We start from the raw sequence: 25,800 nt of genomic DNA, 5'->3' as shown, positions 1-25,800 counted from the left end.
TTTAGAGTTTAAGGGCGATGCCTGTGGCTGGCTACGCCTCGGCCATCGAGTCAGCGCAAGCGCGATCGCCCATCCCCGGCTGGGGGGTTGACTTGTACGGCGTTTTGGCGTATAATTAAAACAGGTATTTAGGTATTGACCTGTAAATTTATCGCTTTTAATTGCTTTTAATTGCCATATTATTTACCAAATAGTTGATAATTGTAGCACAAATTCGGGTAAAATAGATTCGCCGCTGAGAGTAGCGGGGTTATCTAAACATTCTACTTCTGAGTTAGGACGATAAATGTAAACTTTACGGTTTTTCCGGTCAATTAACCAACCGAGAGAAACACCGTTATCGATATATTCTTGCAGTTTGTCTTTCAAGGGTTGCAGGTTGTCGCTGGGAGAACGCAACTCGATGATAAAATCAGGACAAATAGGAGCGAATTTTTGCTGCTGTTCGGGAGTGAGAGTGTGCCATTTTTCCAGTTTTATCCAAGCAGCATCAGAGGATTTCATCGCGCCGTTGGGGAGGGTGAAACCCGCAGAAGAATCAAAACCGATTCCTGTTCCGTTTTGTCTTGTCCAGATTCCCAGTTGTACAATTAAATCAAAGTTGCGATTTCCTGTTTCGGAACCTGTGGGTGGCATAATGGTAATTTCTCCGGTGGCGTTGCGTTCAATTCGATAATCCCGGTTTTGCTGGCAGAAGGCAAAAAATTGCTCGTCTGTCATGTCTATGGCAGGTGACATTTGCAGCTTCAGGGGGATGTTTTCTGTGAGTGAGATGGTTTGAGTCATTTTTTTAGCGAGATTTTAGTCTAACTTGTAGGGTGCGTCAGATTGAACGGTAAGGGGTTGAAATTTCTGGTTGATTATCTAACTCACCCTACTTTTTTTACTATGGCGGGAAACATTTGCAATATTTAGAGATTGCATTTGAATTCAGATTTTATCTAAAAATCGTACCCAAATCTTATATCTAAAGTTGAGTGACAAGCTGAATCGTGCGAGCTATTCTCCGGGCAGCTAGCGCTGCCCCCGCTTAGCAGCTATTTTAACGCACAAAGATGCAAACCAAATCCCACACCGCGACAGCTAAAAGCCGAAAAAAAGAAAGCGGATTTTCCAAAATAAAACCCAAGGCAAGTGTTCCCTTAGAACAAACCGAACCTTTGGTCGAAGATGAACCAAAACTTGAAGAAAAATCCGATCGCAATTCCTCCAATAGCGCAGGCGATTCTCCCCAGCTTTTGCCAGCAGAAATTAAGCTCGTCTGCACGCAAGACAATTTAGCCAACCATCTCGAACTTGTCAGCAAAGCTGTCCCAGCAAAACCCACCCACCCCGTGTTAGGAAATGTCCTCTTGGTCGCTTGCAAAAAAACGCAGCGAGTCCAACTCAGCGTTTTCGACATGAGCTTAGCCATTCAAACATCCTTTGATGCCAACGTTCTATCTCCCGGCGACATGACCATTCCTGTCGGGCTACTTAGCGATATTGTCGGGAAATTCTCGCCTGGAGATATCACTTTGGTCAGTCGCGAAGCCTTGAATCGCGAAGGTGAAGATAGCGAAGATAGCGGGAATAACATCACCTTGCCAGAGGCTGTTAGCAACAGTCCAGTTGCTACCCTAATTGCTGCTTGCGGTCGCTATCAAGTTCGAGGGATTTCGAGTGAAGAATTCCCTGCTATTCCTGAAGTAAAAACAGCGCAAACAATTTGCATCCCCGCTGAAACTTTGAAAGAAGGGCTGAAAGGGTCACTGTTTGCCACCGCTACCGATGAAGGCAAGCAAATCCTAACAGGTGTTTACTTCAAAATCGGCCAAGATAGCCTCGAATTTGCTGCCACAGACGGTCACCGTTTGGTTGTCCTCAATACTTCAATTCAAGGTTTTTCTAAGAAGAAACAAGCGGAAATTGCACAGCCTCTAGAGCTTACAGTCCCAGCTAAATCGCTCGCCGAACTGGAGCGAATTTTATCGAGCAGGACATCCGCTGACCCAGTAGAGCTTTCTTACAGCACTGAGAGCGCTTTGATAGAATTCCGGTGGGGAGCGCAGCGCTTAGTAACGCGCTGTTTAGAAGGCACATACCCAGCTTATCCCGAGTTATTGCAGCAGGATTTCCAACATCAGGTAACGCTGGAAAAAGCACCTTTCATCAAAGCTATAGAGAGAATTGCTGTGCTGGCAGACAAGAAAGAAAAAACGCTCAGCATCCGTATTAATAGCGAAGCACAGCAAGTGTCACTGTCGCTTTTCAGAGAATTTGGAAACGGCTTGGAACAGATGGCGGCGCACGTTAACTCAGACGGCAATTTGTCCATTTCATTCAACATAAAATATTTGTTGGAAGGTGCAAAAGCGATCGCTAGTTCCCAACTCCAAATGCACCTCACTCAGCGCGACGGTCCCGCCATTTTAGTTCCTGCTGGCAATCCCTCCAAGCCCAACATCCTAATGGATGCTAAATACTTGTTAATGCCGATTTTCAAAGAATGATGTCTTTTGCAAAAAAGGCTCGCTGGGCAGAAGTAAAAATATTGAGTTTTTTACTTCTCTCTTTTTCTGAGTGCCAACTCTGCAAATATGACTCTAATTCTCAGCAAACAATTACACCTAACCATTCAATCATGTACGCAGCATTGCCTCAAAAATACCGCCCTCGTAGCTTGTCTGAACTGGCCGGACAGGAGTACATCCAAAGGACACTTTCCAATGCGGTCAAAACTAATAAAATTGCTCCGGCTTACTTGTTCGCCGGGGAACGGGGAACGGGCAAAACTTCAACGGCGCGCATTTTAGCTAAATCTCTCAACTGCACCAGTGCAGACAAACCCACAGTAAAGCCGTGCGGCAAGTGCCAGTCCTGCCGCTCGATTGAAAAAGGCAGCAGCTTAGACGTTGCTGAAATTGACGCGGCTTCCCACAACGGCGTGGATGACGCTCGCGGCCTGATCGAGCGATCGCACTTCGCACCAGTTATCAGCCGCTACCGAGTGTTTATTTTAGATGAAGTTCACTGCCTAAGTTCCCAAGCTTTTAACGCTCTTCTAAAATGTTTGGAAGAACCTCCGCATCATGTAGTGTTCATCTTGTGTACAACAGAGCAACACAAAGTGCTGCCAACAATTAACAGCCGCTGCCAAACGTTTCTGTTTCGATCGCTGCCAATCCCAGCCATTGTCAAACAGCTAACAATGGTAGCCCAGAAAGAGTCAATTGCAATTGCCGAAGCAGCTAAAATTGCGATCGCCCGCGCCGCGAATGGCGGGATGAGGGACGCCTTGCAGTTGCTCGACCAGTTGAGCTTATTAGGAGAGGAAATTACCAGCTCTCACGTATTGGAGCTGTCGGGGCGGATACCGGAGTCGGATTTAGTTGCAATTTTGAAATCGGCCCGCACCGGCAACGCGCTGAAGCTGCTGCAACTGTCCCGCGAACTCATTGACAGCGGGAAAAGCCCTAAAATGCTGCTGGCGTCGCTGCTAGCCTGCTACCGGGACTTGTTGCTTGCAACGAGCGTGCCGGACTGTTCGCTGATGCTAGTTAGCGGCATTTCGCACTCGGCCCTGCTGGAAATTGCCTCTGCTTGGGACTGCAATGCGATCGCTGCTGGCCTCGAACAGTTGCAGGCTTCGGAATGGCAGCTCAGCAAGAGCGCTCACCCAACGCTGTGGCTGGAACTCTGCTTGCTGGGATTGGCAAAGGTGCCACAATTAAAACCCCACGCCGCTCTTGGCGCTCTTGCTAACCCCTGCCAGCCCGACCGCACCCAGAAGTTGCCCACCTCCTCCAAGTTGCGAGATCCTCGTTCCTTCGAGCGAGCCATTTGGGAAAAAGTGCTCTCAGCAACTTCTGAGAAGAACCGCGCTTTACTCTGTGCCGCTTCCCTGGTAGCACTGACGGAAAAGAAAGCGGTGCTGGCCGTGCCCGCCCAATACCTGGACAAGTTCAACCGGAACGCGGCTAAGGTGCAGAAGATATTTCTGGCCGCAACGGGCGTCCGCTATCTTGTGTCGTTCGAGGAGAAGAACCCATGATTAGCTTGCTAATAGGGGATGACCTCCACGCGATTCACAAAAAGCTTTCTGCCTTTAAAAAGAACCTCGACCCCGCTTGGATTGGCTTCAATTATCACCGTTTTGATGCTTCGGCATTGAATGAGGCGGTTGACTGCGCTCTGACTCCCGCCTTGGCAACGGAAAAAGCAAAGTTAGTGGTGATAGAAGGGTGTAATTTCAAACAGTTTACTGAAGAGGCGCTGGAGGTTCTCCAGTTGCTCCCGCAGGTACCGGACAAGACGCACCTGGTTTTTGTAGCGCCTTCTATTGACAAACGCCTGAAGGTGGCAAAATTCCTGCTTTCTCAAGCTAAGCTGTTCGAGTTCGACCTTATTCCCCCCTGGCGAACGGATCTCATTGCCCGATCGATCCGAACTCAAGCTTTGGCAATAGGGCTGTCGCTGAACTCGAATGCTATTGATTACTTGGCGGTTGCGATCGGCAACAATTCTGCTCGCGCCGAATCAGAACTGCACAAACTGGCGACCCTGAGCAGCGGCGCTTCCCTCACTTTAAACCAAGTGCGATCGCTGGTTCCTTCAACCACTCAAAATAGCCTTCAGCTTGCCGAAGCGCTGAGGGAAAATAACTCTAAGAGAGCAGTCTATTTGCTGCTTGACCTTTTGGCCATAGAAACTTTCCCGCTGGCGATTTGTGCGACGCTGATTGCTCAATTTAGAACTTGGTTGTGGGTGAAAGCGGCGATAGTTGGAGGAGTTAAGCAAGACGCTGAAATTGCCCGGATTTGTCAAATTGCCAACCCGAAGCGAGTGTACTTTCTGAGAAAAGAAGTAGCTGCTGCTTCTCTAACATCCCTTTCGTCTGCGGTGTCCCTGTTGCTTGACTTAGAGGGTTCGCTGAAGCTTGGGCGTAAAGGGGATTCCATGTTGCCTGCAATTCTGGCGATCGCCCAACTGTTTCCTCCTAAGAAAGCAAGCAAGCGCGAAGTAGAAGCGATGTAGAAGTGATGTAGGGGCGATGTAGAAGTGATGTAGGGGCGATATAGGGGCGATCGCGAGTGTTCATTCCCCTTGTTTAACTAATGCAAGAAGTTAAACGGGGGAATTTTTTATTTTTTTACCAAAACACCTTATAAAACTTATTAATTAAACTAAAGTCACTCGAATGTTAATGCTTGCTACTCAAAAAATAAAACCCTCACAGAGATGCCCTAAATGTGGAAAGATTCGTAAGAAATGGGCTAAAGTATCCAACAGACATTATGTTTGTAGTAATTTTAATTTTGAAATACAACGTGATAAAGGCTCTGTTATAATTAATTTTAATTCCTTCTCCACTTTTCTCATATACGCTATCATAATAATTAATAATTGTTTAAAAAATGTTAAACATAATAGTCTTTTCTTATACCATAATGTAGCGCATTGCTAGTTTAAGAAATATGCTATTCTTAAGAATGTAAAGACAGCGAACCTTTTGACAGTGAAGGCGACCTGCCGATACAGCCCGCGCCGCCCCGACAGAGAATAACCCCAGCTTTCTGTTAGGAAACCTTATTGGGTTTAGCAGGCCTTCGGTACAAAGCCCCAATCCCCAAATAAACAACCAGGGCTATCCAAATGAATAAAAATGAAACTGTGTCGCTCTCAGTCAGCGACGCGATTCAGCATATTGGTCTTGACCAACTCAAGCCTCACCCTCGCAATGAGGAAATTTACGGGTGCACCGAAAGTATTGCTGACCTGGTAGAGTTGATCCAACTCAAAGGCTACGTCCAACCGCTGACCGTCAAAACAGATGGCACGATCGTTAGCGGCCATCGGCGGTGGAGGGCGCTATCCGCGCTGGGCTGGAAGTTTGTCCCAGTTATTGTCCGCCCCTTCCAGACTGAAGATGACGAGCTCTTCGTCTTGGTGGCAGAAAACCGCCACCGCCACCAAAGTCCAGTACAGAGAATTCGTGAAGGAATTGTTGTGGAGCCTATAGCTAGAGAGCTGAGGAACAGACACGCTGCCAAGAAAGCTTGCCAGCAAGCTGCTGACTCAGCAGAGCCGCCGTCGGACAACCAGCAACCGCTGATGGAAAATTTTCCATTGAAGCCGATCGACTTAGGTCTGACTCCAAGGGAAATGGAACTGACGGAAAATATTGTGGCGGCTATAGTCGGCTTGGGGTGCGGCAGGAATTACAGGAAAGGGCGCATTGCCGTCAAAGCTGCCGACGAGCTCAAGAGAGACCACCCCGAATTGGCTGCAAAGTGGTTGGACATTATTAATGACCACAGCATAGATGTAGGGTATCAACTTGCAAAGATGCAGGAGGACAAGCGAGTAGTGGCGTTGGCTGCGATCTCGTCGGGAGCAGCGAAAACCCCGAAACAAGCTAAAGCTCTGATTAAGGCTGCTTTGAGAAAATCTTCCGCCTCGAAGGAAACCGAGGGCAGCAGTAGTAGCGAGCCGATTCAAGAAAGCGATTGCGGTGGAGAATGTAAAACTTGCACTCCTTGCGAACCAATTACGGGTGAGGGAGTCAAAACGCGCTTTGGTTTAGACAGCGCGGGGGCATGGGTTATTGTCAAAATCCCTTTTATTCCTAAAGAAAAAATAGCGGAAAGGAAGTGGAATGGATTTTGGGGCCGGATTGTGGAGGTTGGAGCGACTTTGAAAGTCGATATGGGTTCAGAGGTGGTGTCGCTCCTTCAATCAGATGTGGTGGCGATATTGAACCCAACGCCGAGTTTTTGCTCAATAGCTGAGCGAATTCTTAGGCTGCAAAGCTTTGGCACGGTGTACGAATTTGGGAAAATCGTCTTGAACAGAATGCAGAGAAAAGTGGTTTGGGATGCAGCAGCGCTAGCTTATCTGGATGCTGTGGAACAGGTGGAATTGGCGCGGCGGGCGATCGAGCAGGCTTTGTAGTAAGGTTCCTTTTTACTGAAACTAACCGATGATCTGTTTGCCAATGAGTTTGAATGTGCGATCGCACAGCATTGAGTGCTGCTGCGTCGCAGTTTAACTCGTCGTTACCATAGCCGAGCAGTGCAACCTATAACTGTTTGGCTCGTTTTTTCGCTTCCGGGTCTGACGCGGGTGACAACGCCTCTGAAACCTTGATAGGTCAATCGTTGAGGCTCCTTAACCTCGACAAGCATGATGACTGCTTGAGAGGGTTATTAACAATGTTCCTGGGCAGCAATGGCGTAGTCGCAGGCATTGAGACATCACCGTTAAACTGAAGTTCCCTGTACTCGAAACCCTCTCAAGTGGCGATCGCCCGTGAGCATTTTTCTTGAGGTCGCTCAACTCTTATTTATAAATATTTGATAACCAAAATGTTCATTATCAATAAATAGCATCCAGGCGACTAACGTCGCGGCTTCTGGGTAGGCTGTAACTGTCTTACCCACCTATGCAATTAATCACCCTCACTGATTTAAGTTTTCTAGCCAATCCGACACAACTAACAGTTCCCATTGAATTGAAACAAGAGGAATTTCAACTAATAATGAAACAAACTTTCTTGAAACTACCCACTGAACCCCTGCTACTTGCGGAGCCCAAAGTGGATAAGTGGATTATGGAAGTTAGTTTGCTATTTCCAGAGCTATTTGAATGGGAACCTCCTACATTCTTAGTCGATACTCAGTTTAGCGCTAGGCTTAATAAAGATGTATGCGTGCAAATCAACGCCAATGCAGCTTTTCTTGAACGTCAATCCGTCCATTTAATTGAATGGGCAATCCGCCATCCTGCATTAAATTGGTCTGACCGAGTAAAATTGTGGACAGCAGCCGAATCTCTCTCGCTGTCGCCAGAAAATATCAAGCTAACCGTGTTAGCACTGCACCCCGCCCATCCGGGGACGAGGCGCGAAATCAGTTGGGACAGCCGGCAACACGCGCAGGCGAAAGCCTGGCTCGCGTCCGCGCTGGCAGGACAGGCGAGATGGCCTGTTGCTGCTCGAAGAACATCACCGCCTGCTTGCGCGTCCCTAACTCATTTCGACATTGAGGGAATTCCAGAGGTAGAGATTTAGAAACTATTGTCGCAGCCGCTCAGAATGCGATCGCGGCTTTTGCTATCCGAATCGATCCCAACTTCCAGGTCAAGGCCAATGGAAAATTTTCCATTGGCTGCCACACTCCGCTAGCGCTTGCCAATGCTGCCAGTGGCAAAAACCCGCCTAGAACGCCCAGTTTTACTGACAACTGAGTCTAGCGGGTCAGAGCCAAATTTCTTGCCTGAAGCTGGCGGCATCGGCGATTGGGATGGAACGTTACCTCCGGCGTCTGGCAGAGGCAGCATCCGTTCTGCTTCCTCAATGCGATCGTACAAAGCAGCTGTAAGCTGGTCTTGGCTGGCAAGTTGCACCCGACTCTCCAGCCGGAACCTGACCTCTGTATCCCAGAGAGCCTCACTCTCGCTTTGCCGCTGCAAGTCTGCTTTGGGAATAGGTATAGTCAGCGCGTAAGGAATTGACCCCTCGCCGCCGGAACTGTAGCCGGGGTTCGTAATTACACACCGGCCCTGGGGGAACCGCAAAATTTCGTCCACCGAAAACAACGGCATTTTTTGAAGCGACTCGTTCCAACTAATAGATTGATTGCTTTGAGATTGGCCGCCCATTGAACGGCTGGTGGACTTGCTTTTCAGCAAAACTTCTTTTTCTCCGTAGCGTTCGGAGTATTTTTTTGCAGTATCAGTGTTACCCGGATTGAATAAAATATGAGTGCTGCAAGCAGAGGCGATCGCCGCCCCCATTTTCTCTCCGTACCCTTCGTACAGTTGCTCCAAACTCTGAATTCCTAGAAGGAAACAAGCTCCATTCGAGCGATATTCGTTAATCCACTGCGGCATCCTATCCAATCGAATGGAGGGAAATTCATCGAGTGAAATAACCAGTGGATCTTTCCGAGGGCGACTTAAGTTGGATACAACGAGGAGGTGAATCGCGGCTGCCAGCAGAGGCCCCACGACGGAGCGCCGCTCGTCATCTAATTTGAAAATAATCATCTGTCGGCCTTCTATTTTCGTTGGGATGTCCGACTTTCCCAAAAATGCTCGCAACAGGTCAGCTTGGATAAAACTGCTGAACGTTCCGGCCGCTGTCGTCAGAATTCCTGAAATAGTTTTTTCTGCTTCCTTAGCGCTCAAAAATTGGTTGAAGCTGGTGGCAACCCACTCATCAATTTGACGGGATTGAACCGCATAGTCAATCCGTTTTACCAAATTTGGCAACCTCAAAATTGCATAGAGCATTGCCATGTCTGGATACCTAGAACCTTTGACTAATTGAAGGAGTGCTTTAGCCAATAAGTCTCCGGCTTTAGAGAAAAACTCATCACTTTTTCCATTGCCAGAACTCGCATTTCTATTAATAACCTGACCGATTTCCCCAGCCATGACCGAATCTTGAGGGGACTTCATAAAGTCGAGGGGATTAATGATGCCTGAATAAGGTTCTCCCGGTGCAAATACCGACACTTGGTAGCCATACCGCGCTGCCAGAGGTGCGTGGAGTTTGAGCTGATCGCCTTTCTTATCGTATAGAATAATCGGAAATCCTTGTACCATTGCACTTTCTATCGCCCTATCAATTGTAGAAAAAGTTTTACCCGACCCAGGCGCTCCAATTACTAAAGTTGACCGTTCTGCATGAGGGAGCCAAACAGTGGGAGGAGAACCAAAAGCTGTCTGAATATTGGTAACAAAACCTTTAAGTTTTTTCCCCTTCCACCAATAGCGAGGGCTGCCACACCAGAGCGTGACTTTATTATGCTTGCGTTCCTTAATTTGTTTCAACGCAAGCTGAGTGGCTGCCATTTTTTCGGAAGTTCCGCACACCTTGCCAGTGGTAATTTTGCCCTTTCCATTTCCCAGAAACCGAGACAGTAAGAGGAGGAATATCAGCGCTCCTATTGTTAGATATCCATCCGGGTTATTGTATTGTTGGAAGAGACCGCCTAAGTCAATTGACGATAGGGGTGTGGGTTGCTGGGTTCTCCTCTGGGCTTGAGCGAGAACTGGAGTAGAGTTAGCCTGTGCTATCAAAAATTTAATCTCAAAATTCATAAGTATCTATCTGAATTCAATATTTTGTCTATCGCTCAATTAACTATGACCTCAGTTGTAGCTACAACTTAGTGTTTGCAGACAAGTAAGCTTAAATCAAAATTACTCAGTGTTAGTTCAGTCTTGGGAACGAGCAATTACAGCCAACAGTTCTAACTTTCGGTAGAAAACAACCAGCACTTGATATTATCCCTGCTAACGCAGTCAACAGGATAGGAAGCAAAATTATTGAAAGATATTTTTACCGTGAACAAGAAACAAAAAGAGTGGCTGTCAGAGCTTTTGAAGAGACACCCGGACTATGAAATTTTAAAACGCAGCACCATCAAACTAGGAAGAGGCGACATTTCGCTAACTTTAGAACGTACAGAATGGATCTACATGGGAGCCGTTGAAGTAAAATATTCAGGAGCCTATCTACCTGGATTAAAGTGGCATTATCTTAACGCCAGACTATCCAGAACGGGCAAATTGCTTTCCGACTTAACCTACAACTCTAAAGTCGTGTCTTACCCTCACTGTCCGCTGGCGCCTGACTGGTTGACAAAATCTAACTTAGAAGAGGTGAAAATTCAGGAAGGAGAACAGATGAATTTCCCCTTTCACGAAGCTGTACTGATGGTAAGCCAGCCCCCATTATTGAAAGGGAGTTTTTACCGAGCCAAGCGGTGGCGTAGGCGCAAATCAGAACGATCGCCTGTAACAAACAGTCGCCCCACTCCAAAACCTTTCCAGCGCGAACTGCCTTTTTTGAAGCCAAAAGCCCTAGCTCCCGATACTAAATTTGTCCCCCTTGCTTGTATTGATGGCGGTTTCGTACAGGTTCCTGAATATCTAATAAAGTTGTTAGAAGAAGCCAATGCTAGTCTATCCGAACAAGCAGATGCAGCTTCTTTGTACGCGATCGCGGGTTTGAAAGGAGCCATCAACTTTGTTGAAGGGCTACCTCTACTGCGGACAATAGGAATAAACGCTTTACCGAGCGTCGATCGCGCCCAATATTGGCAGCGAGAAAATTAAAAAAATTGTGAGTGCTTGATTCTGATAATAGCGCAACTTCAGAAATTGCTGAAGCTGCGCGAGCGCTTTCACAATCGTTCTTTTTTTTTGCACACTTAATTAGTCTCCCTCACGATTCGGTAGTTCTGTACTACCAGTTAATTTTTTTATGACTTTTTAATGTTTTTGACAAAATTACTAGGCTTAACTGTGCTACCTCTTACCCTTTTTAAAGGTAAGGCTACCGCCTTGCAGGAACTGCAATGTCACAAACTTTTAGAATGGTTAAAACCAATAGTAAAGCTAAAGCAAAAAGCTCAAATAACGCAGGAATGACTGAAGGCACAATCCCACATCAGTCAGAAGACCTTGATTTTGAAATTGACCCCGAACTCCTAGAACCCGGTCACAATCAAGTAAGGCGACCAATTCTGCCCTATGGCATCGTCATCAACGAACAAGTGGCGGGAATATTAATTCCAGAGGATCAGCTAGAAAAAGCCAATTGGTTTGTCATGCCAACAGAAGAGGAAATGACTACAATTGGACTAACAGAAGATGTTACAGGCCTGTTGCTCTCTAAATGCCGCTTATGCGTGCTGGGATTCGTCCCTGAATACATTCGTTACAAGAATGACGTTCCCGATCTAGGCGGTAGTGTTGTCGGGCTGTACGAAGAGTATAAAGCTCAACTCGATAAAAAGATAATGGATGTTGTTAGCGAACACGCCATTGTCTTCTTGGATGAAAACAATCGTCCCAGACACAGCACGCCTATTGTCGTCAGATTTAAAAATGTTGCGCTTTGGAGCTTTAAAGCAGCCAGAGACGAATTCTACCGTCTGTTGGAAAAAGCATTCGCCGACTATTTCCAAATTCCTTTCAGCGGGAAAACCGATAAATGGCGAAGCCTCGGTATCCTAGAGGTGGAATTCAAAGGAGTTAAAGAAGGTGAAGGCTCTAATAAGAGCTACTGTTGCAAAACTGTCAGCTATACTAAGCCAACTGCTGATAATTTCCCCTTTCTATATCTGGGACGCCCGCAGCATAAAAATGCGATTTGGGGGCTGCACGATATCATTGCCGGATTCACTGAAACTCCTGCATTACCAGGTACAGCCGAACCGCAAATTCAAGTGCTGCCACCCGCTGCTCGTAAAATAGAAAATGGAAAAAAGCAGACCGCCAATCATAAATCCCCTCGTAAAATTGCCGCTGAAGTAATAGAAGAAGAGGATGATTTCGACGATTTTGATGATGAAGAGGAGTTCGACGATGATTTTGATGCGGAAGCAGATGACTAACAGCCTCGGTTAGTTACTTTTGAAGAAGTGCCTCATATCCAGTTAAGGAGCGAGGCATTTTTTTATTGGTGCGGAACAGGCGATCGCTAACGAACAGCCAAGCTCAAATACTTTAAAGTCGCCTATTCCATTTTATTGGGAAGATTAATCAAGGAACTGTTAGCTAACTGGTACTGGCGGCCGTTGAAGCAATAAAACAACTGCCGAATACCATTTTGTGACGGCTGCTGTACTTGCAAGCAAGGCAAATCAGAGGTTTCTGAGGGGTCACTTACTACTTGAAGTAGCGGTTTATTAGGTGGCAAGTTTTCGTTTAAATAACTAGCAAATACACGATGAGGAGGAACATTCTTTCTGAATAAATACCCAGCATATAAGCAACCTCCCGCTCCACAAACTCCAGGGCTGTTAAAATTAAAAATAACTAACCGGCCTGCTTGTCCGTTTACAGCCCAAGCCAACACATTTGATGCTGAATTCTGGGGGTTCAGATCAGAATTTTCGGAAACTATGCCTTGAACAGTTTCAACAGGGATGAGTCTAGTAGCAGGTGTCCAAGAAATCGTTGTAGCACTCGCGGTGCAACCAGCAGTTCCTAACAACATCGATAACAGCAAGAACAAGACCACTCCAAAGCGGAACCACCGCCCAATAAATAAAAACGATGATACTCTGGACTGAGAATTATTTAGGGAATTAGAAGCGGGGTTTGGGAGTTCCTTATGAGAAGGTTGAGAAAACAGTAATAAATTTTTCTTTGCAGCTATGATGGGTGGCTCCCCTATGTGTTTTGAACCTGAAGTTAGTTGTTGCTTTTTGCTAAACATTGCTTTAACCTCTGTAAATTATTTCTATGTAGATGTCATACCAAATCCGGTTAGGAAAAACACCCGGTAGATTTACTAAATCTGGTTAGGAAAGACACCCGGCAGATTTACTAAATCCGGTTATGGAAGACACCCGGCAGATTTACTAAATCCGGTTAGGAAAGACACCCGGCAGATTTACTAAATCCGCTTTAAGCAAAAGTTTGGTTTTCCCTTGTAGGAGTCTTATTAAAGCGAACATATCTCACTTATCTTTGCTGCTTTTACTAAGTGAAGGAATAGTAATCCCAACCTGCTTAAATGCCCAAAGCTCTTCTTCCGAAAATTGCCAAGTGGGTTCTCCCAAATTCGGCTGCAAGGTAGAGCGGAACTTATCAATACTCCCTGCCTTGTTGATGGAGTAACGCAATTCTCCCAGAGCAATTTGCCTTGCTATCGGCAGCTTGACAGTGTGGCTGTAAGGATAAAAATCGTTTGTCGGGTTGGAATAAAGCAAGCTACACTGCTTCTCTTGGAGAGAAACCAATACAGAAAAAGGGACGACATCTCCCTGCAAATAGGCATCGAACAAGCGATATTGAGTGCTGCCATCTGTTACTTCAGTTACAAACTCTGTCCTGAGAGTCCCTAGACCCACTGGAAGGCAAGCTGAAGGGAAATCAGCGTTCCGAGTCGGCTGGCTAAAAGCTGGGGAATGGGTGAATAAACTGCTCGACAAATAAACCAAAAAAGCTGTTAGCAAGCCCCAGGTAAATTTCAACATAATCGTCCGTTTTTTCAAGGAAATCATGGTGCAGAACATCTCCGTTTAATTCAAATTCCTTCTTGAGATGGGTTAACAGCCGTTCCGTTAATGCGGGTTTCAAAGTGCAAGCGAGGGTCTGCCGTTGTCCCAGTGCTGCCTAGTCCGCCTATGACCTGACCTTGAGAAACACGATCGCCAACTTTGACTTTCACTGAACCTTCGCGCAGATGAGCATACCGAGTTGTGCGACCGTTGCCGTGTTCAATTTCGATCCAGTTGCCGTAGCCACCGCCGCAGTTCTGTAACCCTTCCTGGCAGTTAGACACCGCTGTCTTGACAACGCCGTCGCCAACAGCTTTTACCGGGCTTCCCATTGAGCCGGCAATTCCAATGCCGTTATAGATTTTCCGCACACCGGAAACCGGACGAGTCCGCATCCCAAAGCGGCTGGTTATTGGCCCATTCGCAGGCTTGATATACTGACTCGTGGATTGACCGCCGCCGGGGGCAGCACTCGCAGAATTAGAGGATTGCGCCGCACTGGAAGTCGGAACGCAAGCAGCAGCATTCGACTCCGCGATCGCCCTACTTCCCTCTCGATAGCGCCTCAAAACATCCTGTCCGTAACTTGAGAGAGTTAAACGACCGAATATATCGGTTGAAGAGCCGTCAACTTTGGAGTAGTTGCCCCCGAAATGCTTTTGAGCTACTCGCTCAATCAGGCGATCGCCACTAAAAAAACTTCCAGTAGTAGGGTCTTTTTCTTGAGAGGTGGCATTCAGCTTAGAAGCGAGACTTTGAGCAAAAACAGCTTCTCGATCGGCAGGCGGAAAAAATTGAAAAAGTTCTGCTTGAGTGGGTTGATAACCGCGTCGCAGTTTGGCTAAAAATTGCGTACCCCCTGGTTTAGATGAAATTGAACTAGCAGCGTACTCGTCGTAGTTTATAAACTGGTACTTGCCCAACGGAACCCCGCAATTATTTCCGCCATCAACGCAAGCATTAACGCCGGCATTCTCGTAAGAACTGCTGCTTTCAATACTGGCGATCGCTTCCGACAAAGCGGGAACATTGACTCCTTGAACATTGCCAACTGACACTGGCGCTGGTGCAGTGCTACCCGGAGGGCAAGGAACATTAATATTAGCTGCTGTAGCTACGCCTTTTGTAACAGGAGAAGATACTCCGCCGCGAACTGCCCCAGTTGGTACAGAGGAAGAGCCGCCAGAGGACGATTCCAGCGCCCCAACGAAAATGGGAGAATTAACCCGATAGGTGAAGAAAGGTACTGGGCCAATGAAATAAGGAGAGCAGCCGCAAGGCGAACAAAATCGGAAGAATAGAGCTGTATCAACGGTATCGGTTTGCTCGTCCGGTTCCATGACCACTACCTTAAAAGCACTGCCAAAAGGCAATCTTCCCGTCGGTTCCTTGCCGCCGTTGACACCTTTAAGACAGCCCGATCCGCCCTCGACTTCCTGGTACTTACCGCTAATCCATTGCTTGCCTTCGAGCGAACCGCGAGCGTTCCGACCCGAATTCTCCAGATCGTCTAGTTCGATGTAAGCGCAATCATTTTCTTGGCAGTTAACTGAGAATCCCTGAACGTCGGAGCCTGATATCGTCTTAGTTCGCCGCCGCTCGGCGGGACCATAAACCGCATCAATTCTCATTACTAAATTGCCGAATTCTGCTATTGGATTGGGAAAGCTAGACAGAGGTAAAGCATTCAGCCCAGGTACGTCTTTAATTAAGGTCGTTTGCCAATCTGAAAACGCGCCAAGTTGAGCGCTGCTTAAGTTCGGAATCGAAGACATTGAATACTGAGACAGGTCAATTTCTCCCAGTTTCAACTGACCTAATTGTGGATGGGAACTGAGAACCCGATCTAGAGTGCGATCGGCTACATCAATGCCAGCAGCTTTTGTTGCTAGCAGTCCCGCCACCGGCGCAATCTCTGCGACTTTAAATTGACCGAGAATAGGGATAGCCTGAACTAACTGATTTAACGACTGCTTGGCAACTAAAGTAAATGCGCTTAAAGCTACGCTATCTAAATTCAGACCAGCTTGCTGTGTAACAAAACCAAAGGATAACAATTCTGGTTGCAAAGCTTGGCTGATATCGCCCAACATGATGTACTGGTCAGGAGTTTGCCCTGCTGTCCAACTTCGGCTCAAATCATAGCCAACTGCCTGCTTGTACTCTCCCGCTGAAAGGCTTCCAGATTGACTGATGGGTGGCATTTGAGAAAAAGAAATTTGTGTCCAATCTGGCAAGAGGGCGTTAACTGAAGTAGGATTTCCTTGCCTGTCCATCCCTGGTATTTCTAAAATTTTTGTTGGCATTTCAGTTGTATCAGCAGGAATTCGTGCCCTAGCAAATATTGGTTGCTCAAACAAAATGGAAACTATTAAGGCTAAAGAGAATAACCATACTGATAATCGCCCGAATCTTGTTGATAATATTCTTCTCATGTTTGTGCAAAAAACTTTGGTTATTGGTTGAGGATACTGTACAAAAGTTAAGCAATTAAGTGGGAGAAAGGAACCCACCGAACTTGATGAGGCTGCAATTGCGCTTCTTAAAATAAATAAAGCAGTCAACCGAGGCTTTACATGGAGCAGCCTCGGCGTAAAGCACTGCAGCTCTAAGTCATCGTCGCCGAAATGAGAAGTTTCATACAGGCGATTTGTAGCCTACCATCTGAAGCACTACAGCTCTAAGTCCCCGCCGTAGAAATGAGAAGTAGCTGTTTGATTTTGATAGGGATTCGCGTCATTTACGCCTCCCTTAAAATAGGGGTTAGGGTTAGCAGCCGTCTCCGTCCACGGAGTATCTGCTAAATTTAAATCGCCTTCAAAAATGTTTTCTCGATAGCCATCAGCAAAGTAGTCTGGAACCCCGTATTCCTCTGTTTGCTGACTGCTATAACTGTTGCTTCGATATCCGTTAAGGGAGGATTCGCACGGGTTACTTTCACGGCCACTAACAGCATAACCATCAGCGCTGTAACCTGGTTCATTGCCACAGATATTGTTTGGCTCGTTCATAAATTATGTAGCTACAAAGTCGTAAGAATCAACAATTCAGCGTAGCTAGGGATAACGAGTGGGGGTTTCATCCGATAGTCGTAATTAAATTACCGCCTATCGGCGGATAGGCTACGGCGATCGCCTTAGCCTGTCTGCAAACAACCAAGACCTACTGCTATTGCACGAAACAAAATATAGCGCTGGCATTGCTCTTAATTTCGCCCGCCTTCCATCCAGCAAGGTGGGTAAAAATTACTCAGAAATATAGAGGCGCGTATCTCTGCCGAATTGTTTGCCCAACAGACGGCGCAAATCCCTGTAACTGAATTCGCTACGCGATTTTTCTGATCTTCATTCGTCACACAATTATCCTTCAAAAAGATATGACTCAGCTAAATCTGTTAACGCCCGAATTACTTGAACAAATTACCACTCACCCTGTAAAACCTCAGTCCGGCATTTTGGAAAAGCTGAAGCTATTAGCCCAGATGGGTATGCACCGCGACTTAATAGCCGTGCTACTGGAATTTACCGGAATTCCCCTTCCCCTTTTACGTTACTATGCAGGCCCATTAGTTTTACACAAAACCCCCTGGTCAGAAAGCATACCTGACTGGTTGAAAACGGCTTGCTTATCCGATAGGCTCGATTTGATTCTAGAGGAGTACAGCAACAGAATTGTAGGGAATTACTGCACTTCCACAGAAGTCGTGGCGTATATGATGGGAGCCACATTTGAAGCTCCTCTGCACCACAGTTATTACAACGTCTATATGTGGGCAGCACAAGACGCGTTGACAAGACATAATCGGCTACCAAATGGTTACAATTTATCCGAATTATCTGAATTTTCAGCGGTGAACTTTGACAGCATCAAAAATGATTATCACCATCTAGCTAGAGCAATTAGGAAAAGCGTTGTCCGCCATGCAGCGTCCCAAGGCTGGGGCAAACGTAAATTGTCCCAAGATAAAAGCGCTGATGCAGATTTACCGACAGAAATGGTAACAGCTAAGTCACCAAAAGATAAGTCAAAAGTTGAAGGGCAATTGACTTTATTTTAACCACGAGAAAAAAGCAATTTTCGCCAATTATAGCCCTAATAGCAGCAAAATTAAAATGAAAGATACTTCATTGCTTGCAGAAATACTATATGAGCGAATCCGAGAAGCTCCACCTTATTCCTGGTTTCCGTCTCCCCCAGAGCTAATTGAGCTTATGATTGAAGAAGCTCAAATCATTTCAGGAATCTACGTTTTAGAACCAACAGCAGGAGACGGCTTATTGGCGCAGGCTATGGTTAGAGCGGGTGCAATCGTTGATGTAATTGAAATAAACCCGCTGCTACAACAACTTCTGTTTCAAAAAGGGTTCAATCTAGTTGGAAGTGACTTTTTAACAACTGAACCGCAGAGGCGATATAGCAGAATTTTGGCAAATCCCCCATTTTCTACGCCCCACATCAAAGGAGTTGATTTAGATATCATACAACGTGCCTATAACCTTTTTCTAGGCAATTCTGGACGCCTGGTAAGTGTTGTTAGCAATTCCATGAATGTCCGAGGCGATCCGCGATCGCAAGCATTTCGAGCCTTTCTTAAGCGCACGTCAGCCAAGTTAATCGAACTTCCCTTAGAAATATTTTGGGGGAGCGATCGCCCGGTTACTGTTGAGAGCTACCTAGTCGTAATAGACAAAAAATAGACGATTGCTTCCCCACTAGACCGTTTTATTAGTGGGGACAGCACAACTTACATTTCAACACATTACTATTACTTATTCTCAAAATAAATATTAAGAATGTAACTTACATTTCAATACCAAATATCTGCCCAACTATCTCCGCTAGTTCTATCAATTTTACGACTAACAATATTACCTTAAAACCCCTGTACTCCCATGAATAATTCCCCACACTACGCCCCAAATCCTATTGTGGAATACGAGCTGATTACAAACTTTTCCAGACTAAACGATGTCCTCTCGCCTTTAATAAAAGCTCGTGTTATAGCCATAGACACAGAAACCACCGGGCTAGATCCACTTACGGAACGCATCCGACTTATCCAAATAGCTGTCCCCCACCGCCCAGTGGTAATTGTCGATCTAGCTGCTTTTGCCGATCGCGAATTATCGCCTTTAAAAGCGCTTCTAAACAGCCGTGCGCTCAAAATATTTCAAAATGGTAAGTTCGACTGGCAGGTACTAGAAATAGCTGGACTTAGACCGTCTGGCCCATTTTTTGATGTCATGCTAGCGAGTCAGGTGTTGCGATCTGGACTCAAGAAAGACCACGATCTACAATCCCTCGCTCTTGAATTTTTAGGAATCAAACTTGACAAAAGCCTACAGTCGAGCAATTTCGGAGGTAAGTTATCAGCTTCTCAGTTAGAATACGCCGCTTTAGATGCTGCTGTCCTTCTGAAACTTAGAGCGCGACTCATCTCAAAACTTCAGAATGCTGGGTTACTAGAAACCGCCCAAATTGAATTTGAAGCGATGCCTGCTGTAGCCCAAATGGAACTAAATGGAATGTTACTGGATGCAAAACACTGGCATTTGGTGGCCGAGGAACTGAAAGCTCAAAAGCAGACTACGCTGGTGGAATTAGTGAAAGCCGGTCTCAAACCAGCCCCTAGCGCACAACTTTCCCTGTTTCCCGAGATGGTAGAAAGCATAAATCCCCGCTCGTCTGTACAAGTTTTAAGCGCTCTCCATGCCCTAAACATTCCAATTAAGTCAACAAGTAAGAGCGAACTTATTCCTCTAGCTCGTCAATACCCGATAATTCAGTTGCTACTGAATTATCGGAAATTAGCATCTTTGTGTTCCAACTTTGCTGAGGCATTGCCCAAACACATTCACCCGATAACGGGGAGAATTCACCCCAGCTATCGGCAATGCGGCGCTCGTTCTGGACGCTTTAGTTGCAAGAAGCCCAACTTGCAAAACGTTCCCAGGAATTGTACGGCAAAGGGGATGCGTGCGTGCTTCATTGCTGCTCCCGGATATCAAATTATTAAAGCAGATTACAGCCAAATCGAACTAAGGATTGTCGCTGAAATATCTGGCGATCGCCGAATGTTAGATGCCTACGCTAAAGGTGAAGATTTGCATACTTTAACGGCTTCTTTGATTACAGGTAAGGCATTAGAGGAGGTAACGGCAGAGGATAGACGGATAGCTAAATCAGTTAATTTCGGATTAATTTACGGCATGGGTGCTGCCAAACTCCAAGCTTATGCTGAGGAAAAATATGATGTTCTTTTAACCTTGGACGAAGCTAAAGAGTTCAGAAGACGATTTTTCCAAGCTTATTCTGGAGTCAGAAGATGGCACGACAGCATCAGGAAAACGGTGTACGTCAAAGACATCAAGCAAATCCGTACAATTGGCGGACGCAGAAGACGGTGGGCAAAGAAACCCCGACTTTCTGAGTTGCTAAATCACCCTGTTCAAGGAACTTCGGCTGATATGTTGAAAGTGGCGATCGCTCGTTTGTTCAAACTCCTACCCAAGACTGGAGCAAAATTAATCGGTGTGGTACATGACGAGATTCTGTTAGAGTGTCCGCAGACTACTTTAAAAAGAACCAGTCGCATTCTCAAAAAAGTGATGGTGGAAGCTGGAGAGCTATATTTGCAGCAAGTTCCTGTAGAAGTGGAAGTAACTATTTCCTCGTCATGGGCAAGTTAAACGCATTAGTTCCTGCTGTGTTTGGTAAAGTGCATGGAAATCTAAGCAATAGATAATTGCTAAAAAACCAGCCTAATTGGGATTTGTGTTACAAAAAGAATAGAAATATTCTATGGGTAGCTAAGTTATGCCAGCTCGCTTGATAAACGATCGCTATGCTATATCCCCCAACCCGCGATCGGGCGGGATGGCTGATGTCTATCAGGCAAGCGATATGCTTGATGACCTCCGGCGGGTGGCAGTAAAAGAATTCAAACACGGGCAGATTGAAGCAGATATTCTAGCCGAGTCTTTCAGACGTGAAACCCAAGCCCTGCAAGAGTTGAAGCATCCGGGAATCGTGGAACTTCTCGATTCTGGCAAGGATGAAACTACGGGTAACTATTTTCTCGTCTTGGAGTGGATGGAAAAGGATTTGGCAACACTTCTGAAAGAATCTCCACCAGACGGTTGGGATTCTTTCTGGAAAGCGGTAGCGTTACCCGTGTTGGAGGCTCTGGCTTTTTCCCATAATCGCAGAATAATACACCGCGATATCAAGCCCAGCAACATTTTAGTGGGGAGTGACGGTAAACTCAAACTTGCTGACTTTGGCATATCCAAGCTTAAGGGGTATTTGCAACCAAGCATTACTCTCAAAGACTTTGTATCGCGTACATTCACTCCGCCAGAAACCGACGATGGTTCCTATACCTACACCCGCGATATTTTCAGTTTTGGTGTATTGGTTTTGAAGTGCCTGACCAATATTGAACTCACAGACCATAATAGTATCCCCAGCGCACAGAAAGCGTTTAATGCACCACCTGAAATCCTTGAAATAATCGAGCGTGCTGTTTCCCTCGACCCCGCAGAGCGTCAACCTAATGCAGAGGTACTACTAGCTGAACTTAATGTTATTCAAGGGAAGACAAAAACAGGAGCAATTAAGAAGCCTCCTTGCTTCCTTAAGCTTATACCAAAGTGCTTGAACAGACTTAAAAGTGAAATTGAGATTTCTTCTGAAGTTGAGATCGAGAATCTTATCCTTGACGATCTCAATAATGAATCGGGTTGTGGGATTCGTCCCTATAAATTTAAGGACGACGCAGACGATCCATCTCGTGAAGATCATTACGAAATTTATGGTGTTTCCTATCGGTATCACATGAAGGTGGATCAAAACCGAGGAAATCACCTAGTTATTTTCAATGCTTGGTCTACTTCCTACTCGCAACTGGAACAGCGTCGAGAGCGTGCTTGGAATCTATCCTACGAGTTCAAATTTGGAACGCCACTGAATTTATATGAAGCAAAAGAGGTTATTCAGAAGCTACAGGATGCAGTTATAGAGCATGAAGCCAACTTAAAAGAACAAGAAGATGAAAAAGAAAAGCAACTGATATTCCAAGTTTGGTGGAATATTCTCAGAGCTAAAACAGATTGGGAGAAAAAACGAGAAAAACCGATTAAATACACAAGCGTTACTCGTGACGGAAACCGCGTTACCTTTGAACTATCAGAGCTTCCAGAAGATGACTTAGCTGGACAACCCCGCCATGTGACAAACTTAAAAGGATTTAGCATTGTGGGGGGAGATGTTGAACAGGTCATCAGTGACAGATTGACTCTTTATGTTAAATATGGAGAACCAGACAGACTCCCACAATCTGGTGAGTTACGCTTTGATACTCGTGCTGCTGAGGTTGCCCTAAATCGACAAAAAAATGCCCTTGATGCCATTCGATTTGACCAGGGAGTACGGTCAGACATTCGCCAATTACTCGTCAATCCTCAAGAAGTCCGTACTCCTGACGTAGAAGTAGATTTACAGTTTATTCAACCTCTCAATGAATCACAGCAGCAAGTTGTTAAAGCTGCACTCGCAACAGAAGATTTTCTGATTGTCCAAGGTCCACCAGGTACAGGAAAGACAACATTTATTACAGAAGTTGTTCTGCAAACTCTTAAAGCTAATCCTGATGCTCGAATTCTGCTCAGTTCACAAACTCATGTTGCACTAGATAACGCCCTAGAACGGATTCAAGCTAAAAATCCTAACTTGAAGTTGGTGCGACTTGGTAACCATGAACGGGTATCAGAGAATGTTCATTCGCTCTTACTCGAAGAACAGATGGAACAGTGGCGAGAGGGTGCAATTGCTAAAGGACAGGAATTTATTGATAATTGGTCAGCGCAACGAGGTATTTCTCAGCATAACAGTGAAATAGCCACACTATTTCAAGAAATGAAAACTCTGGTTACAAAAATTGAAAGTCTCAGAGGAGATGTTAATATCTGGAAACAGGATTTAGATAAAATACTAGCAATAAATTACAATCCAGAAAATCCAGATTCATTGTTGGAAACTAAAATCCCCAAGGATAAGCTAGAGGAATGTCAGAGTATTGAAGCTGAAATTAGTATCGTGCGTAAGCAATTAAAAGAAGCACGAGAGCAACAGAAGGAAAAAGCAAAGCGTCTTAAAGAATTAACCGGAAGCAGTATCAATAAACTTTTGAGACTTTCGGTTCAGGAAATAGAAGAGCGGATCAATAAACTAATAGATCCAAATGCACCCGATGCGAAAATGCTCCAACGGCTGATAGCTATTCAGGCGGAGTGGTTCGATCAGTTTGGTCGAAATGAGAAATTCAATGCACCTTTGATTAAGCGATCGCAAGTAGTAGCCGGAACTTGCATCGGAATTCCTAGAGATATTCAAGACATAGAATTTGACCTGTGTATTGTTGATGAGGCTTCAAAAGCTACGGCGACAGAAGTGTTGGTTCCAATTGCGCGATCGCATCGCTGGATACTCGTTGGCGACCCTAAACAACTCCCACCATTTCGAGATGAAGCCAGTAGAGATTCTGACTTTTTGGAAAAATACGAACTTACTCAGGATAATATTCGAGAAACTTTATTTGATCGACTGCTCAGAACACTCCCAGATGGGTGTCGCAAGATGTTAACAATCCAACATAGGATGGTAGCACCAATCGGCAATTTGGTCAGTGAGTGCTTCTATGATGGTCAGCTAAAAAGTGCCAGGACTGACTTAGATCAGTATCTTCGTAGTGTTTTACCACAACCTGTGACTTGGTTAACAACAACCAAACTTCCGAATAGTCGCGAACAGTCTGCCAATTCTAGCTTTAACAATATTTGTGAGGTCAATGTCATAGTTCAGTTTCTCAAACAGCTAAACCAGACGGCAGTAAACGCGCAGAAAAAATACAGTGTCGCTGTATTGACGGGGTATGCAGCACAGCTAAAGTTGCTCGATCGCAACCTTGCCTCAGAATTAAACAATTGGCAAGCATTAACAGTTGAGTGCAATACAGTGGATGCCTTCCAAGGACGCGAAGCTGATATTGCAGTGTACTCTGTGACTCGTTCTAACAAAGAAGGTAAAGTGGGTTTTCTACGCGATGCAGAACGATTAAATGTGGCTTTATCCAGAGGGAAAGTTGGCTTAGTCATCGTGGGAGATCACCACTTCTGTAGAACCTCACATGACAACCCATTACACCGAGTTTTGGATTACGTTGAAAGTCACCCTAAAAATTGCGCCATAAAGGAGCCTAACTTATGAGTTCAGAAGAATCAGTTTTTCTTACTTCCGAAGAACTACGCCGCTATGACAATCGTACAGGCTTCGATTTAGTTAGCTGTAAAGAAGTCGGATTGCCAGTTTATAAAATCACTGTTCAAGCTCTAACCCAACTCCGTAAACCGATTCCCCCGATAGAAGAATATGTCTTGAAAGCTATTAATGCTAGTTTATCCTCAGAAGTGGATATTGCTGGATTTCTTGGTCTCGAACCGTCTATTATCAGGGATGCAATGATAAATTTAAGGATGAGTGAGGATATTGACCTCATAGCTCCTGATGGCTCTCTGATGCAAGTTTGGAAATTGACTAAGAAAGGCGAAGGAACGCTCCGCGATGCCAAAATTATTGTTCCCGAAGAGCGAACATTTGATATAAATTTTGATGGGCTTCTACGGTATCCTCGCTGGTATGGGCGATTGGAATCACGTTTACTCAAGCAAAAAGACTTGCGTAATCAAGAAATCATAGAAATTGAACCATCTGCGAAAAAGCCACCCGAACTTTGCGATCTTAAACTCAAAGATGGGGACTCAATTATTCGCCAGATTGAGGGAGCAAGCAAAGCTAAATTCAAGCAAGATAGAGACCTTTTAGCCTTGAAAGCTATTGAGCGCAGACAGATATTTTTTCAACCTGCTTTGCTCCTAATTTATAAAGCAAAAGACAGTGATGATATTCAGGTTGCCTTTGCTATCGATGGTGTTCTTTCTAATGAACATGAAGCAGCTTTTGCTCGTGCTAATGGTGTCAAGAAACTTCGCTTACTAGAAGCATTGAGGGAAAGCGCACCCCGAAAGTTAGCAGAAGAAGTTTTAGGGCATGAATTTGTTGCTCAAGCTCCCTTACAAGAAGCTGAAGCACTGAAAGAAGAGGTATCTTCGGCTCAAGCTAAAATTGATACGGATCGAAATAGCGTTGCAGAGGCTGAAACGGATGAAGACAAGGCTGCTTTAGAGCAAAAAATTATTGAGCAAGAGCAGGAAATAGAAATTCTCAAACAGCGCTTGAATTCATTTCAAATTAGTTACCTAGAAGTTTACGACCACCCTGAGATTCTCAAACAGGCTATTCAAGACAGTCAAAAACGTTTGATGATTATTTCTCCTTGGATTCGAGCTAATGTTGTAAAGAAACAGTTTATTGAACAGCTAGAAAAACTACTTAAGTGTAACATACAGCTTTTAATTGGGTACGGTTTGGGAAAAGATGAAGATGATAAAAAATACCCATCCGATATCCAAGCTGAGAAAAATCTTAAAAAATTAGCGAATCAGTACAAAGATAATTTTATCCTTAAGCGTTTGGGAAATACCCACGCCAAAATTCTGATATCTGATGCGAAATTTGCTGTAGTAACAAGTTTCAATTGGCTTTCCTTCAAGGGAGACCGCGATCGCACGTTCCGGGATGAGCGAGGGACGCTTGTATCTGACCCCCAGAAAATTGATGAACTGTTCGATAGCTATAGGTCGCGATTTAACGATTGAATTTGAGGACAGAGCAAAAATGA

General features: G+C 45.3%; 18 protein-coding genes. 12 read left to right on the top strand and 6 right to left on the bottom strand.

The genetic code is table 11. From position 1 onward, the window contains the following. Nucleotides 1-183: 183 nt before the first annotated feature. Nucleotides 184-786, bottom strand: coding sequence for a Uma2 family endonuclease (locus tag QUB08_RS08540; RefSeq protein ID WP_333224312.1), 603 nt, complete (start codon nt 784-786; stop codon nt 184-186). A 269-nt stretch (nt 787-1,055) separates the two neighbouring features. Here QUB08_RS08540 and dnaN point away from each other — a divergent pair, with 269 nt between their 5' ends. The 5 genes from dnaN (at nt 1,056) to QUB08_RS08510 (ending at nt 8,050) form a co-directional block, all read left to right on the top strand. Then, complete coding sequence (dnaN, locus tag QUB08_RS08535) at nt 1,056-2,492, top strand: DNA polymerase III subunit beta (protein ID WP_333224311.1); 1,437 nt, start codon at nt 1,056-1,058, stop codon at nt 2,490-2,492. After that, the gene (gene dnaX / locus QUB08_RS08530; RefSeq protein WP_333224310.1) at nt 2,489-4,033 is read left to right on the top strand and encodes a DNA polymerase III subunit gamma/tau; all 1,545 of its coding nucleotides are present in this window, start codon (nt 2,489-2,491) and stop codon (nt 4,031-4,033) included. The genes dnaN and dnaX overlap by 4 nt, the downstream gene beginning before the upstream one ends. Further along, complete coding sequence (gene holA, locus QUB08_RS08525) at nt 4,030-5,016, top strand: DNA polymerase III subunit delta (RefSeq protein WP_333224309.1); 987 nt, start codon at nt 4,030-4,032, stop codon at nt 5,014-5,016. The genes dnaX and holA overlap by 4 nt, the downstream gene beginning before the upstream one ends. Before the next feature lie 618 nt (nt 5,017-5,634). Continuing rightward, the gene (locus QUB08_RS08515; protein ID WP_333224307.1) at nt 5,635-6,933 is read left to right on the top strand and encodes a ParB N-terminal domain-containing protein; all 1,299 of its coding nucleotides are present in this window, start codon (nt 5,635-5,637) and stop codon (nt 6,931-6,933) included. A gap of 490 nt (nt 6,934-7,423) precedes the next feature. After that, on the top strand, nt 7,424-8,050 hold the full coding sequence (locus QUB08_RS08510; RefSeq protein ID WP_333224306.1) for a hypothetical protein: 627 nt from the start codon (nt 7,424-7,426) through the stop codon (nt 8,048-8,050). Nucleotides 8,051-8,160: 110 nt separating this feature from the next. Here the strand turns inward: QUB08_RS08510 and QUB08_RS08505 are convergent, their stop codons facing one another. Next, nucleotides 8,161-10,086 carry a type IV secretion system DNA-binding domain-containing protein gene (locus QUB08_RS08505; protein ID WP_333224305.1) on the bottom strand — a complete coding sequence of 642 codons (1,926 nt, stop codon included), beginning with the start codon at nt 10,084-10,086 and terminating at the stop codon, nt 8,161-8,163. A 246-nt stretch (nt 10,087-10,332) separates the two neighbouring features. Here QUB08_RS08505 and QUB08_RS08500 point away from each other — a divergent pair, with 246 nt between their 5' ends. Both QUB08_RS08500 and QUB08_RS08495 read left to right on the top strand, forming a co-directional pair. Further along, on the top strand, nt 10,333-11,106 hold the full coding sequence (locus QUB08_RS08500; protein ID WP_333224304.1) for a hypothetical protein: 774 nt from the start codon (nt 10,333-10,335) through the stop codon (nt 11,104-11,106). Nucleotides 11,107-11,348: 242 nt separating this feature from the next. After that, complete coding sequence (locus QUB08_RS08495) at nt 11,349-12,389, top strand: DUF5895 domain-containing protein (RefSeq protein WP_333224303.1); 1,041 nt, start codon at nt 11,349-11,351, stop codon at nt 12,387-12,389. A 122-nt stretch (nt 12,390-12,511) separates the two neighbouring features. Here the strand turns inward: QUB08_RS08495 and QUB08_RS08490 are convergent, their stop codons facing one another. The 4 genes from QUB08_RS08490 to QUB08_RS08475 all read right to left on the bottom strand — a co-directional run bounded on the left by QUB08_RS08490 (nt 12,512) and on the right by QUB08_RS08475 (nt 17,014). Continuing rightward, nucleotides 12,512-13,216, bottom strand: coding sequence for a hypothetical protein (locus tag QUB08_RS08490; RefSeq protein ID WP_333224302.1), 705 nt, complete (start codon nt 13,214-13,216; stop codon nt 12,512-12,514). A 244-nt stretch (nt 13,217-13,460) separates the two neighbouring features. Beyond that, nucleotides 13,461-13,979: a hypothetical protein gene (locus QUB08_RS08485; protein ID WP_333224301.1), complete on the bottom strand. Its 519-nt coding sequence runs from the start codon at nt 13,977-13,979 to the stop codon at nt 13,461-13,463. A 50-nt stretch (nt 13,980-14,029) separates the two neighbouring features. Beyond that, nucleotides 14,030-16,309 carry a M23 family metallopeptidase gene (locus QUB08_RS08480; RefSeq protein ID WP_333224300.1) on the bottom strand — a complete coding sequence of 760 codons (2,280 nt, stop codon included), beginning with the start codon at nt 16,307-16,309 and terminating at the stop codon, nt 14,030-14,032. A 366-nt stretch (nt 16,310-16,675) separates the two neighbouring features. After that, a complete protein-coding gene (locus tag QUB08_RS08475; protein WP_333224299.1) occupies nt 16,676-17,014 on the bottom strand; it encodes a hypothetical protein in 339 nt (112 codons plus the stop codon). A gap of 365 nt (nt 17,015-17,379) precedes the next feature. On the opposite strand from QUB08_RS08475, the gene QUB08_RS08470 reads away from it, so the two are divergent. From QUB08_RS08470 to QUB08_RS08450, 5 genes are all read left to right on the top strand, one after another. After that, on the top strand, nt 17,380-18,060 hold the full coding sequence (locus tag QUB08_RS08470) for a hypothetical protein (protein WP_333224298.1): 681 nt from the start codon (nt 17,380-17,382) through the stop codon (nt 18,058-18,060). Between the two features lie 55 nt (nt 18,061-18,115). Then, entirely contained in the window at nt 18,116-18,700 is a 585-nt protein-coding gene (locus QUB08_RS08465; RefSeq protein WP_333224297.1) for a class I SAM-dependent methyltransferase, read from the top strand. A gap of 195 nt (nt 18,701-18,895) precedes the next feature. Then, a complete protein-coding gene (locus tag QUB08_RS08460; protein WP_333224296.1) occupies nt 18,896-20,692 on the top strand; it encodes a bifunctional 3'-5' exonuclease/DNA polymerase in 1,797 nt (598 codons plus the stop codon). 127 nt (nt 20,693-20,819) lie between these two features. Next, nucleotides 20,820-24,269 carry an AAA domain-containing protein gene (locus QUB08_RS08455; RefSeq protein ID WP_333224295.1) on the top strand — a complete coding sequence of 1,150 codons (3,450 nt, stop codon included), beginning with the start codon at nt 20,820-20,822 and terminating at the stop codon, nt 24,267-24,269. Continuing rightward, the gene (locus QUB08_RS08450) at nt 24,266-25,777 is read left to right on the top strand and encodes a phospholipase D-like domain-containing protein (protein WP_333224294.1); all 1,512 of its coding nucleotides are present in this window, start codon (nt 24,266-24,268) and stop codon (nt 25,775-25,777) included. Before QUB08_RS08455 ends, QUB08_RS08450 begins: the two co-directional genes overlap by 4 nt. The last annotated feature ends 23 nt before the right edge of the window (nt 25,778-25,800 follow it).

This window comes from Microcoleus sp. BR0-C5 (assembly GCF_036705045.1).
In the GTDB taxonomy this organism is placed as follows: domain Bacteria; phylum Cyanobacteriota; class Cyanobacteriia; order Cyanobacteriales; family Microcoleaceae; genus Microcoleus.
Note: the sequence above shows the minus strand (reverse complement) of the source record. Positions and strands in the feature narration are given on the sequence as shown.

Bases quoted from the DNA above. Each gene is read 5' to 3' on its own strand.
- QUB08_RS08455 (WP_333224295.1), top strand. From the start codon at position 20,820: ATGCCAGCTCGCTTGATAAACGATCGCTATGCTATATCCCCCAACCCG.
- QUB08_RS08485 (WP_333224301.1), bottom strand. From the start codon at position 13,979: ATGTTGAAATTTACCTGGGGCTTGCTAACAGCTTTTTTGGTTTATTTG.
- QUB08_RS08490 (WP_333224302.1), bottom strand. From the start codon at position 13,216: ATGTTTAGCAAAAAGCAACAACTAACTTCAGGTTCAAAACACATAGGG.
- dnaN (WP_333224311.1), top strand. From the start codon at position 1,056: ATGCAAACCAAATCCCACACCGCGACAGCTAAAAGCCGAAAAAAAGAA.
- QUB08_RS08515 (WP_333224307.1), top strand. From the start codon at position 5,635: ATGAATAAAAATGAAACTGTGTCGCTCTCAGTCAGCGACGCGATTCAG.
- QUB08_RS08495 (WP_333224303.1), top strand. From the start codon at position 11,349: ATGTCACAAACTTTTAGAATGGTTAAAACCAATAGTAAAGCTAAAGCA.
- dnaX (WP_333224310.1), top strand. From the start codon at position 2,489: ATGATGTCTTTTGCAAAAAAGGCTCGCTGGGCAGAAGTAAAAATATTG.
- QUB08_RS08450 (WP_333224294.1), top strand. From the start codon at position 24,266: ATGAGTTCAGAAGAATCAGTTTTTCTTACTTCCGAAGAACTACGCCGC.
- QUB08_RS08465 (WP_333224297.1), top strand. From the start codon at position 18,116: ATGAAAGATACTTCATTGCTTGCAGAAATACTATATGAGCGAATCCGA.
- QUB08_RS08470 (WP_333224298.1), top strand. From the start codon at position 17,380: ATGACTCAGCTAAATCTGTTAACGCCCGAATTACTTGAACAAATTACC.
- QUB08_RS08510 (WP_333224306.1), top strand. From the start codon at position 7,424: ATGCAATTAATCACCCTCACTGATTTAAGTTTTCTAGCCAATCCGACA.
- QUB08_RS08505 (WP_333224305.1), bottom strand. From the start codon at position 10,086: ATGAATTTTGAGATTAAATTTTTGATAGCACAGGCTAACTCTACTCCA.
- QUB08_RS08460 (WP_333224296.1), top strand. From the start codon at position 18,896: ATGAATAATTCCCCACACTACGCCCCAAATCCTATTGTGGAATACGAG.
- QUB08_RS08480 (WP_333224300.1), bottom strand. From the start codon at position 16,309: ATGCCAACAAAAATTTTAGAAATACCAGGGATGGACAGGCAAGGAAAT.
- holA (WP_333224309.1), top strand. From the start codon at position 4,030: ATGATTAGCTTGCTAATAGGGGATGACCTCCACGCGATTCACAAAAAG.
- QUB08_RS08475 (WP_333224299.1), bottom strand. From the start codon at position 17,014: ATGAACGAGCCAAACAATATCTGTGGCAATGAACCAGGTTACAGCGCT.
- QUB08_RS08540 (WP_333224312.1), bottom strand. From the start codon at position 786: ATGACTCAAACCATCTCACTCACAGAAAACATCCCCCTGAAGCTGCAA.